The sequence below is a fragment of the Henriciella sp. genome, from assembly GCF_049649345.1.
Taxonomy (GTDB): domain Bacteria; phylum Pseudomonadota; class Alphaproteobacteria; order Caulobacterales; family Hyphomonadaceae; genus Henriciella.
Window position 1 is genome coordinate 1 of the sequence record NZ_JBARZC010000483.1, and the last position, 10,272, is coordinate 10,272.

Consider the following 10,272-nt stretch of genomic DNA (forward strand, 5'->3'; position numbering starts at 1 on the left):
TTCGTCAATCCGAAAGAGACAAAGGACATCGTCGCGCACCTTGTCGAGCTGACCGATGGCGGGGCGGACTATTCTTTCGATTGTACGGGCAATACGGATGTCATGCGCCAGGCGCTCGAATGCTGCCATCGCGGCTGGGGCACGTCTGTGATTATCGGCGTGGCAGAAGCCGGAAAGGAGATCGCGACGCGGCCCTTCCAGCTAGTGACAGGGCGCAACTGGCGCGGCACCGCGTTTGGCGGCGCGAAGGGTCGCACGGACGTGCCGAAGATTGTCGAATGGTACATGAACGGCAAGATCCAGATCGACCCGATGATCACCCACGTCATGAAGCTCGACCAGATCAATGACGCCTTCGACCTGATGCATGCGGGCGAGAGCATCCGGAGCGTTGTGGTTTACTAGCCAGAGCCGGCTGATTTTTCTGGCGACGCAAGCCGCGATAGTGCTACGCCATGCCGGAGTTTAGAGGAGCAAGCCTGCACATGTACAGCCACATGATGGTCGGATCGAATGATCTGGACAAAGCCAAGACGTTTTACGATGCCACATTCCAGGCGATTGGCGGCAAGCCCGGGGTCATGGACCCAAAGGGGCGGTTGATCTACCTGCACAATGGCGCGGTCTTCCTCGTGACGCCGCCGATTGACGGCGAGCCGGCGACGCATGGCAATGGCATGACGATCGGTTTTGCGATGAAATCCCCCGAAGAAGCCGATGCCTGGCACGAGGCCGGTGCGGCGGCGGGTGGCAAGCCGATCGAAGACCCGCCAGGCTGGCGCGAGAACGCCACCGGCAAGCTCTACCTCGCCTATCTGCGCGATCCGGACGGCAACAAGCTCTGCGCGCTCTGCCGCGGCTAGGGAGGGGCGCATGCTGACCCACGTCCATCTCGGCAGCAATGATGTTGAGCGTTCCAGGAAATTCTATGACGCGCTGTTCGAGGCGCTTGGCGGCGCGCAGAGCTGGAAGGATCCGGAGCGTGACCGCTGGTTCTGGGTCAAGGATGGCCAGTTCCTCGTCGTCGGCGAACCGCTCGACAAAGGGGGGACGACGCCGAGCAACGGACTGACGATCGGCTTTGCCATCGACAGCGCCGAGCAGGGCGCGGCCTGGCATGCGGCAGGCCTTGCTAATGGCGGGACCGATTGCGAAGGCGTCAGCCCACCGGGCGAGCGCGACAGCCCGGGCGGCAAGGTCTATCTAGCCTATCTGCGCGACCCGGACGGTCACAAGCTCTGCGTTTTCAAACGGCTTTAGGAGGGGAGGCCGTGTGCCGCCTTCAGGAGAGACAGATGAAGAATGAACTGAAGATGGCTGCGGCCCTGTTGGCGGGCGGCGCTCTGTTTGCAGTAGGCGGCTGCGTCGTGGTGGATAGCGACGAGATGGTGATGGATACGCGCCCTGTCATATCGCACTATTCGCCTGATGTGGTGGCGGAGGGCGCGACGCTGCCTTTCTCGAAAGCCGTGAAGGTCGGCCAGACAATCTATCTCTCCGGCGAGCTTGGCCTCGACTATTCCACGACCACGCTGGTGCCGGGCGGGGTTGGCCCGCAGACGACGCAGATCTTCGTAAACATGGCGAACACGCTGGACGCGTTCGGCGCGGACCTCTCAGACCTCGTGAAATGCACCGTCTTCCTTGATGACATGGCGCAGTTTCAGGACATGAACGCCGCTTATACCGCAGCGCTGCCCGATCCAAAGCCGGCCCGCTCGACGCTTGGCGCAGACGGGCTCGCCCTCGGCGCGGCGCTCGAGATCGAGTGTATCGCCGTGATCGGCAGAGCGCGCTGACAGCTCAGGCGAGGACCAGCTTGTAATTCTCGCGCTTGAGGCGGGGATAATCGAGGCGCTTCAGGTCCGCCCCGCCAATCGTGTTCAGAAGCGCGTCTGCGCGCGTGCGGGTCGGCTCGTCCATACCGTGATAGACATCGAGCGCGCCTTGCAGCCGCCAGAGCTGGAAGCTGCGCGCAGCGGCCTCCGCCTGGCAGCCTTCGATCTCGATTGTGATCTTTCCGAGCTGACGCGGTACGCGCTCGCCGGCTTCGGCTGTCGAAGCCCAGTCGCGATAGAGCGCCGCCGTCGCCAGCAGGGCGGGTAGCTGTTCGCGCATCTGGCGTTCCAGGATCGGCATCAGCGTGGCGTGGACCGTATCTTCATGCGGAACCGTCTCATCGCCGCGCTCGCCGGATTCGACGCGTTCCACCCAGTCGGCGACTTTCGGTGCCAGCCGCTTCATCAGTTCGCCAGAGGTCGGATCGCGGTAGAGGTGGGCGTAGAGCGGGCCGAAGAAGGCGAAATCCGCCAGCGTCGTTCGGTGGCCGAGGAGATAGGGATGGGTTTCGAGATGGGCTGAGAAGTCCTCAAGGAAGGCCTCATAGCTCGTCTCGATGCCCGGTATGGTCGTCTCATTGACGCCGAGCACAGGCAGCGCGCCCTTGAAGCGTGCGCCATTCTTCTTGCCGAGCTCATATTGTTCTTCCGGTGTGAGGTGCGGCGCCGAGAGCGCGCCAAACTCGGCATAGGCCCAGTCTTCATTATAGGACCAGCGATAGTGCATGGCCGGGATCATCAGCCACTCATCGCCATAGAGATGCAATAGCTCGCTCACGAAACGCAGGAGCGGCGTTTGCGGCCAGACCGGCGGATCGCGGCTCTCGACGGCCTCGATATGGCCGATGATGTCGGCTGTATCCTGCAGGATCTCGCCGCCGGGCGTGCGGACCACCGGGATGACCGGCCAGCCGACAGTCGGCAGGATTATGTCGCGATAAACTTCCTGCGTCGCGGTCTGCTCGACATAGGGCACGCCGCGCCAGCGCAGATACGCCCGCGCCTTGCCGGTATAGTAGCTCACTTCAGCGCCGTAGAGCGTGTATGCGTCCATAGTCTTTGATCCTTCCGCCTTCCGTCCTTATGTGAGCACGCTGACACGCGAAAGGGCTAACATGGCAGAGTTCAAACACTATTCGATCGTCGCGGGCGGAGAACTCGTCGAGGGCCATGATGTTCCAGACGGCGAGGCCGGACCGGCAGTCGTCTCGGCCAAGGTGTGGGCGCCGACCGTCGAGCAGGCCGTGGATGTGTTTTGCGAGGTCGGCAACCAGATCGGGTTCAGCATCAATGACAAGGTCGAAGTCCATCTGACGCCCGCCAAACAGGCCAAGCAGGGCGTCCCCTTCGGCTATGATGTGCGCGTGCGCTCATGCAGCGGCGAGAATTTCGAGCCGACCCTGAAAGACGAGATCGAGCACATCCGCAACGAGTGATCTGCACGGCCTGTGCGCCCGGATTGGGCTCATGGGTCAGGCGGGACATTACATGCGCGCGCCAGGGCGTGTGGAAATGGCTGTGCGCTGTGTTAGGTTCTGATTGAACCCATAGACAGCAACACAGAGGATTTATCTTGGATACAGTATCGGAATGGACAAGCTTTGGCGGCGATCTCAGCGTTCACGAGCATGAAAGCGAGACGCTGGGCTGCACGATGCGGTTCGCGGTCTTCGACCCGCCGCAGACCTCCGACGATCCGGTTCCTGTGCTCTGGTATCTGTCAGGCCTGACCTGCACCTGGGCGAATGTCATGGAAAAGGGCGGGCTTCAGCGAAAGGCCGCAGAGCTTGGCGTGATGATTGTCGCGCCGGATACAAGCCCGCGCGGCAAGGATGTCGCTGATGATGAGGCTTATGATCTGGGGCAGGGCGCAGGCTTCTATCTGACGGCCACCGAGGACCCGTGGGCCAAGCATTACAAGATGGACCAGTATGTGATGGAGGAATTGCCTGCCCTCATCCGCTCATACTTTGCGGCCGACATGCGCCGGCAATCCATTTTCGGCCATTCCATGGGCGGGCATGGCGCGCTGACGCTGGCGCTGCGCAATCCCGGCCATTTCAAAAGCGTGTCAGCCTTCTCGCCGATCGTTGCGCCAAGCCAGGTGCCGTGGGGCCAAAAGGCGTTCAAGGCGTATCTCGGCAAGGATGAGGCGGCGTGGAAGGCGTATGACGCCTGCGAACTCGTAAAAGAGACGCAGCTGGACACCACCATCCTGATCGACCAGGGCGAGGATGACCAGTTCCTCGAAGAGCAGCTGCAACCTGGCCTGTTCGAAGACGCCTGCCGCGAGGCCGGCCAGCCGCTCGCTATCCGCCTGCGGCCCGGCTACGACCACTCCTACTATTTCATCTCCACCTTCATGGACGACCACATCATGCACCACGCCAAGGCGCTGTATGGATGATCGGCGCAAGCCGCGTCATCCTTCGACAGGCTCAGGATGAGGGTGTTTTGCGCTGAAATGTTTGACGCCTCGAAGCCGCCCTCACCCTGAGCTTGTCGAAGGGCGAGGGCGGTTTGGGCATGGTCTACTCCGCGGGCTGCTCGACCGAGCCGCGCTTCTTCTCTGCCGTCGTGGCCGGGCGCGACAGGGCCCAGCCAATTGCAAGCGGGATGAAGATGCCCGGCAGGCCTTCATAGATGCCGCCATGCCAGCCTAGCCCATAGCGCCAGACAAGCGCGATCGCGATCCCGCCAATCATCAATCCGATGGCGACTGTCTCGCTCACACGTCGGTTGAGCGCGTAAAGCGTCAGCAGCGGCGCGAATGCGACGGCCAGCGTCGACCAGGCAAGAATAACCAGCGTGAAGACGCTCTGGCTGCCTGAGAGGGCGATGGCGAGCGCGCCAACCGTCACGGCAGCTGTCGCCCCTTTAAGAAGATAGGGGTGCTCCATTCGCGAGGGCGTCAAATCATGCGTGATCGCGGCCGAGCAGGAGAGCACGACCGAGTCTGCGGTCGACATGGTCGCTGCGAAGATGCCGGCGAGGATGAGGCCGACAAAGACATCAGGTAGAAGCTCGAGAGCCATGCGCGGAAGGGCAAGCTCTGTATCGCCCGAGGCGAGCTCCGGCAGAAAGAGGCGCGAGAGAAGGCCGAGACCGGCCGCGAGGATGTAGAACAGGATGAAGAAGCCATAATACCAGGCGCGGGTGCGCTGCATATTGTTCTCGTCATCGAGCGCCATGAAACGCACCATGACGTGCGGTTGGCCGACGACCGAGAAACCTGCCGCGAGCCAGCCGAGCACGAAGAAGCCAAAAGCCAAAGCGCCTGTGCCGACCAACTCATCGGGCTGGGGCAGCAAATTCATGTAGCGGCCTTCGTCCAGAGGCTGCATCGCGGCGAACGCTTCGCCAAGGCCGCCCTGGTCGTAAAAGGCGACGATGGCGAGGATGATCAGCGCGATCAGCATCGAAATGGACTGGATCGCGTCCGTCCAGATCGACGCGCGGATCCCGCCCGCAATTGAATAGGCAAGGATCATCGCGGCGACCGAAATGGCACCGATGCGCGGATCAATGTCGAGGACGCCTTCCAGCGCCTTGCCGCCTGCGGAAATCTGAGCCGCTGCATAAGCGCCGAGGAAGACCACCATGACGACCGCGGCTATGCGGCGCCAGTAGATGAAATCATCGCCATACCAGCGCGACAGGACAGACGCGAAAGAGGCTTCCTTGGTCACGCCCGTCGCATTGCGCAGCTTTTTGTGAATGAAAGTCGAGCCGATATAATCGCCGACAATCCAGCCAAACATCAGCCAGAGCGCCGATAGGCCGGTGGCATAGGCATAGCCGATTACACCGATGAAGAGGTAACCGGAATTGTTCGTCGCGACAGCGGAGAGGCCTGTCAGCCAGGGCGAGACGCTCTGGCCGGCGAGATAATAATCGGTCCGCTCGCCTGTCGCCTGCCTTGCCGAGGCGAGCCCGACAATCAGGAATATGGCGAGGATGATGAGAAAGCTTGCAATGATCATTCGTCTTCTTCCGCTGAGGCCATCCAGGCGAGGAACAGGTCGAACTGTTCATTGGTCTCTTCGCCGCGCGGATCGAATTCCGACAGGGCGAGACTGGTTGCCTGGGTGGCGTTAAAGGGTTCTTTTTCGTCTCCGGAGACGGCGTCTGTGTTGACGGCTCTGGTCAGCATGATGGCGGCGAGCAGGGCAAGCGAGCCCGCTGCGAAGGCGAAAAGGCCTGCCGCACCAAGCGGTGTCGACATGACGACGCCGGCAACCACCGGTCCGATAATCGAGCCAATGCCCCAGATCACGATGATGCCCGCCATCATGGAGGTCGCCTGGTCGGATCTTGCCCTGTCTGCTGCATGCGCCACAGCAACGGCATAATAGGAGAGTGCGCCCATGCCAAATGTGAAGCCGAGGATGAGGATGAGACTTTTCGGGATGACGGCGCTGAACAGCGCCAGCGCCAGCGCCGATGCTGCGCCGATGATGCCCGTCGCTGCGATCACAAGCCGCCGGTCGACCCGGTCTGAGATGAAGCCTGCCGGCCACAGCCCGATCATTGCGCCTGCGAGAAGCGCGCCATTGAAGTTGGCCGCAAAGACAGCAGGGCTTTCGGGCGCGACTGATTGCGCAAAGACGGGGTAAAGCTGGGCCACCGCATTGTTGACCGCCCCGGCACAGAGCGCTGCAAAGGCCGCGGCGGGGGCGTATTTCAGGATCTTGCGGGGCCCGAAAGGCGTGCCGGTGCTGATTTCAGGCTGCGAACGGTTGGTTGCCGTGATCGGCATGATGGTCAGCGCGAAAAGAACAGCGACCAGCATGAATCCCGCGACGCCGTTCGCGCCTGCCATAACGGCGAACGGACCGGCAATCGCGCCAATCTTGGCCACCACATGATAAAAGCCGAGGATGGTGCCTCGGCGATTGGATGGTGAACTGTCTGCGATCCAGCTTTCCCCGGCTGTGAAGAGGGCCGCGGTACTCGCGCCAATCACGGCCTGAACGAAGGCCCATCCGATAACGCTGACGCCGAGGGTGAAACTCAGCGAGGCAATCACCGCAAGCGCGGCGAAGAAGGAAAAAGAGCGGATGTGCCCAATCCGTGAGATCTGCGCTGGCGAGAGGATGGCTCCTAGAAGGAACCCTCCGGCATAGAATGCCGCAACCAGACCAAGGGCGGCATTCGATGCGCCGGAGGCCTGCAGGCTCAGCGCGATCATCACGGAAAGGGCAGCCGCTGCACCCTGTAGCAGGGTGAGCGCACTCACGATGGCGAGAACGTTTCGGTATAGACCGAGCGTTTCCCGCCATCCTGAATTTGGTTCGTCAGCTGGCGCTGAATATGGCATCAGGCAGCTTCGGGGACCGGGCTATCCTGAGCAGGCAGAGAGCGTGGCTCATAGTCTTCGACCAGCGCCTTATGCAGCGTCTTGACGGCGCGGTCATAGTCTTCCTCGGCGACGATCGCCTGAAGGTCGACATTGCGGGTCAGATGGTGAAGGCCAAGCAGGCGGATGCCGGCATTGAACAGGGCGGCACTGGCCCGGGCTGTGAGGCCGTCAACTTCGAGGCTGGAGCCGATCACCGAGACGATCGCGACCTTGCGGATCGAGACTTCGGCGTTCGGGAAAGCGGCTTCCAGATCGGCTGCCGCCTTCTGCAGCGCATCGCGCGTACAGTTCACATAGTGGGTGATCGTGTTGGCGTTCGAATTCTTGGTGACGATCCAGATATTGTGACGCGTCAGCACTTTCAGCGCTTCGGCATCATAGCCTTTCACGCCGACCATATCCTGTTCGAACAGCTCGAAGCAGAACAGGCTCTTGATGCCGGTCACGATTTCGGCGCGCGGTTCTTCCGGGCGGAAGTCATCGGTGATGATCGTGCCTTCATCGCTCGGATCGAACGTGTTCTTCACGCGCAGGGGCACGCCCGCCTGGCGCAGGCCCTTGGCGGCTTTCGGGTGAACCGCTTCCATCCCCATATTGGAGAGCTGGTCGGCGACATCATAATTGGTCTTGCCGATCTTGCGCACCTTGTCATCGCCAACCAGTTTCGGGTCGGCGCTGGAGAGGTGGAACTCCTTGTGGATGATCGCTTCCTTGGCGCTGGTCATCGCGCCGATGCGGGAGAAAGTGACCTCGGTGTAGCCGCGGTCATATAGCTTCACCATGCCTTCCAGACAGCTTGCATAGCCCGTGGTGATGGGCAGCGTGGTGGCAAAATCGATGCCCTTGAACGAGGTCTCTATGCGCTCGTCCAGGGTCAGCTTCTCATCATCGCGCCAGCCTGTCAGGTCGACGAACTGGGCGTTGATGTCGTGCTGGCGAAGCAGCAGCGTCGTGTTGTGAGCCGAATGGGCCTCGCCCAGGGCGGCGAGCATTTCGCGCACGGTGAGCAGGTGTTCGTCGAGCCGGAACTGGCCATAGGAACAGAGCCTGTGCAGGTCGATCAGGCAGTTGCGGACGCCTTCGACGCGTTCAAGCACGAAATTGTCGGCAATCTTGCGGTCGGAATGTTCGCCGAACACTTCGGCATTTTTCTCGCGCATGGCCTGTGACAGATCGGTCAGCGCCTCGCTCCACTCCCACTTGTTCTCGGCGCTGGCGAACAGGCCGTAGACGCCCGGCTTGCCGGACTTCTTGTGCTCAAGCAGGAGGTCGGTCATCCCGGCATAGGCCGAAACGACGAAGATGCGGTTGTACAACTCATCCCCGGTATGTCCGTTGATCAGGACATTATTGAGAATGACTTCAGTGTTCGCGATCGACGTTCCGCCGATCTTTTCAACAGTATGGGACATGGACTGTCTCTCGATTGGTCTGGTTGCTGGGTTGGCCAGCCTGCCGGTTCTGAACGGCAGGCCAGCCTCCCCTCTGTCGACAGCCTAACCGGCTGTCTCGAGATCTTCCGGCGCAGCGTAGGAGCCGTCAGCCTGGTGCACTTCCTTGCCGGTAACCGGCGGATTGAAGCAGCAGGCCATGTGAAGCTCTTCTTCTGCGCGCAGGATATGCTGGTCATGCAGGTTCAGGCCATACATGACGCCGGGCTTGATTTCATGGGTCTCGCCGGTGGCGATATCCGTGATCGAGCCCTTGCCTTTCATACAGTACACACTCTCGAAGTGGTTCTTGTAGTGAAAGGTGTGCTCCGAGCCGGCTTCCAGCACGGTGATGTGGAAGCTGAAGCCCATCTTGTCGTCTGCGAGCAGCATCCGGTAGGACGTCCACTTCGCATCCGAAACGGCGCGGTCTGTGTTCTTGATCTCATTGAGGTCGCGTACAATCATCAGTTTACTCCGCTGCAATCTTGTTGGTTTCGGTGACTTCGCGCGCGGCATCGAGCAGGATGTCGAGGCCTTTGCGGAACATGTCGACCGGTGTTGTGAGAGGGGCGAGCACCTTGACGACTTCATCGTCGGCGCCAGAGGTCTCGATGATGAGGCCTTTCTTGAAAGCCCGTCCGCAGATTTCCGAGGCCAGCTCGCCTGAGCCGACATCGAGGCCCTGCATCATGCCGCGGCCCTTGAGGTTGGCGCCCGGAATGAGGTCTGCAATCTTCTGCAGGCCTTCTGTCAGGATATCCGAGGTCTCGCGGACCTGTTTCTGGAAGCTGTCATCGCTCCAGAATTTCTCAAGCGCGACGCGTGCCGTCACGAAGGCGTGGTTGTTGCCGCGGAACGTGCCGTTGTGCTCGGCCGGTTTCCAGATGTCATGCTCCTTCTTGAGAAGGACGCAGGCAAAGGGAAGACCCATGCCGGACAGCGATTTGGCTTGCGTGATGATGTCCGGCTTGATGCCGGCAATCTCGAAGCCGAAATAGTCGCCTGAGCGGCCACAGCCGGACTGGATGTCATCGACGATGAGCAGCGCGCCATGCTTTTCGGCGAGGCGGGCAATACCCTGCATCCATTCCTTCGAGGCAGCGTTGAGGCCGCCTTCGCCCTGGATCGGCTCGAAGATGAAGGCCGCTGGAGCATCGACGCCCGAAGACGGATTGTCGAGCATGGTCTCGATTTGCGCGAGCGTGTCGACATCGTCGCCGAAGGCGCCAGCATAAGGCATGTGTGTCGTGCCTGTCAGGCCGACGCTGCCGGTGCCGGAACCGCCGCGCTTGCCGGAATTGCCGGTCAGCGCAAGGGCGCCCATAGTCATGCCATGAAAGCCGTTGGTAAAGGCGATCACATTGGTGCGGCCCGTGACTTTGCGGGCAAGTTTGACGGCGGCTTCGACGGCGTTCGTGCCGGTTGGGCCAGTCATCATGATCTTGTAGTCTTCCATGCCGCGCGGCTTGAGGATCTTGTCCTCGAAAGCGCTCAGCCATTCGGCCTTCGCATCGGTGTACATATCGAGACCGTGGGCGATGCCATCACGGCTGATATGCTCGATGAGGGCGGCCTTCATATCCGGATCATTGTGCCCGTAATTGAGGGTCGAGCACCCGGCAAGGAAGTCGATATAGGT

Annotated in this window: 12 protein-coding genes; 6 read left to right on the forward strand and 6 right to left on the reverse strand. The window is 61.1% G+C overall.

What is annotated here, in order from left to right; translation table 11 throughout:
• The 4 genes from WA989_RS13345 to WA989_RS13360 form a co-directional block, all read left to right on the forward strand.
• Positions 1-405 (forward strand): zinc-binding dehydrogenase (locus tag WA989_RS13345; protein WP_424340982.1); only part of this gene is annotated, 405 nt, incomplete at its 5' end.
• A gap of 80 nt (positions 406-485) precedes the next feature.
• A complete protein-coding gene (locus WA989_RS13350) occupies positions 486-863 on the forward strand; it encodes a VOC family protein (protein ID WP_424340983.1) in 378 nt (125 codons plus the stop codon).
• A 10-nt stretch (positions 864-873) separates the two neighbouring features.
• The gene (locus WA989_RS13355) at positions 874-1,260 is read left to right on the forward strand and encodes a VOC family protein (protein WP_424340984.1); all 387 of its coding nucleotides are present in this window, start codon (positions 874-876) and stop codon (positions 1,258-1,260) included.
• 35 nt (positions 1,261-1,295) lie between these two features.
• Positions 1,296-1,799 (forward strand): RidA family protein, encoded by a 504-nt coding sequence (locus WA989_RS13360; RefSeq protein ID WP_424340985.1) that lies wholly within the window; start codon positions 1,296-1,298, stop codon positions 1,797-1,799.
• A gap of 4 nt (positions 1,800-1,803) precedes the next feature.
• Here WA989_RS13360 and WA989_RS13365 read toward each other — a convergent pair whose 3' ends face one another.
• The gene (locus WA989_RS13365; RefSeq protein WP_424340986.1) at positions 1,804-2,892 is read right to left on the reverse strand and encodes a glutathione S-transferase family protein; all 1,089 of its coding nucleotides are present in this window, start codon (positions 2,890-2,892) and stop codon (positions 1,804-1,806) included.
• A gap of 61 nt (positions 2,893-2,953) precedes the next feature.
• Between WA989_RS13365 and WA989_RS13370 the strand changes: the two genes are divergently transcribed.
• Together WA989_RS13370 and fghA are read left to right on the forward strand one after the other, a co-directional pair.
• Positions 2,954-3,274, forward strand: a complete 321-nt coding sequence (locus WA989_RS13370; RefSeq protein WP_424340987.1) for a hypothetical protein — start codon at positions 2,954-2,956, stop codon at positions 3,272-3,274.
• 137 nt (positions 3,275-3,411) lie between these two features.
• The gene (gene fghA / locus WA989_RS13375; RefSeq protein WP_424340988.1) at positions 3,412-4,245 is read left to right on the forward strand and encodes an S-formylglutathione hydrolase; all 834 of its coding nucleotides are present in this window, start codon (positions 3,412-3,414) and stop codon (positions 4,243-4,245) included.
• 124 nt (positions 4,246-4,369) lie between these two features.
• On the opposite strand, the gene WA989_RS13380 is transcribed toward fghA, so the two are convergent.
• The 5 genes from WA989_RS13380 to WA989_RS13400 all read right to left on the reverse strand — a co-directional run.
• Positions 4,370-5,821, reverse strand: coding sequence for a sodium/proline symporter (locus tag WA989_RS13380; protein WP_424340989.1), 1,452 nt, complete (start codon positions 5,819-5,821; stop codon positions 4,370-4,372).
• Positions 5,818-7,158, reverse strand: a complete 1,341-nt coding sequence (locus tag WA989_RS13385; protein WP_424340990.1) for an MFS transporter — start codon at positions 7,156-7,158, stop codon at positions 5,818-5,820. The genes WA989_RS13380 and WA989_RS13385 overlap by 4 nt, the downstream gene beginning before the upstream one ends.
• The gene (locus WA989_RS13390) at positions 7,158-8,612 is read right to left on the reverse strand and encodes an aspartate kinase (protein WP_424340991.1); all 1,455 of its coding nucleotides are present in this window, start codon (positions 8,610-8,612) and stop codon (positions 7,158-7,160) included. The genes WA989_RS13385 and WA989_RS13390 overlap by 1 nt, the downstream gene beginning before the upstream one ends.
• Before the next feature lie 84 nt (positions 8,613-8,696).
• Positions 8,697-9,098: an ectoine synthase gene (locus WA989_RS13395; protein ID WP_424340992.1), complete on the reverse strand. Its 402-nt coding sequence runs from the start codon at positions 9,096-9,098 to the stop codon at positions 8,697-8,699.
• Positions 9,099-9,102: 4 nt separating this feature from the next.
• A partial coding sequence (locus WA989_RS13400) for an aspartate aminotransferase family protein (RefSeq protein ID WP_424340993.1) occupies positions 9,103-10,272 on the reverse strand: 1,170 nt, incomplete at its 5' end.

Excerpts from the sequence above, each read along its gene's own strand:
- WA989_RS13370 (WP_424340987.1), top strand. The coding sequence starts at position 2,954 with ATGGCAGAGTTCAAACACTATTCGATCGTCGCGGGCGGAGAACTCGTC.
- WA989_RS13355 (WP_424340984.1), top strand. The coding sequence starts at position 874 with ATGCTGACCCACGTCCATCTCGGCAGCAATGATGTTGAGCGTTCCAGG.
- WA989_RS13350 (WP_424340983.1), top strand. The coding sequence starts at position 486 with ATGTACAGCCACATGATGGTCGGATCGAATGATCTGGACAAAGCCAAG.
- WA989_RS13360 (WP_424340985.1), top strand. The coding sequence starts at position 1,296 with ATGAAGAATGAACTGAAGATGGCTGCGGCCCTGTTGGCGGGCGGCGCT.
- WA989_RS13380 (WP_424340989.1), bottom strand. The coding sequence starts at position 5,821 with ATGATCATTGCAAGCTTTCTCATCATCCTCGCCATATTCCTGATTGTC.
- WA989_RS13385 (WP_424340990.1), bottom strand. The coding sequence starts at position 7,158 with ATGCCATATTCAGCGCCAGCTGACGAACCAAATTCAGGATGGCGGGAA.
- WA989_RS13395 (WP_424340992.1), bottom strand. The coding sequence starts at position 9,098 with ATGATTGTACGCGACCTCAATGAGATCAAGAACACAGACCGCGCCGTT.
- WA989_RS13365 (WP_424340986.1), bottom strand. The coding sequence starts at position 2,892 with ATGGACGCATACACGCTCTACGGCGCTGAAGTGAGCTACTATACCGGC.
- WA989_RS13390 (WP_424340991.1), bottom strand. The coding sequence starts at position 8,612 with ATGTCCCATACTGTTGAAAAGATCGGCGGAACGTCGATCGCGAACACT.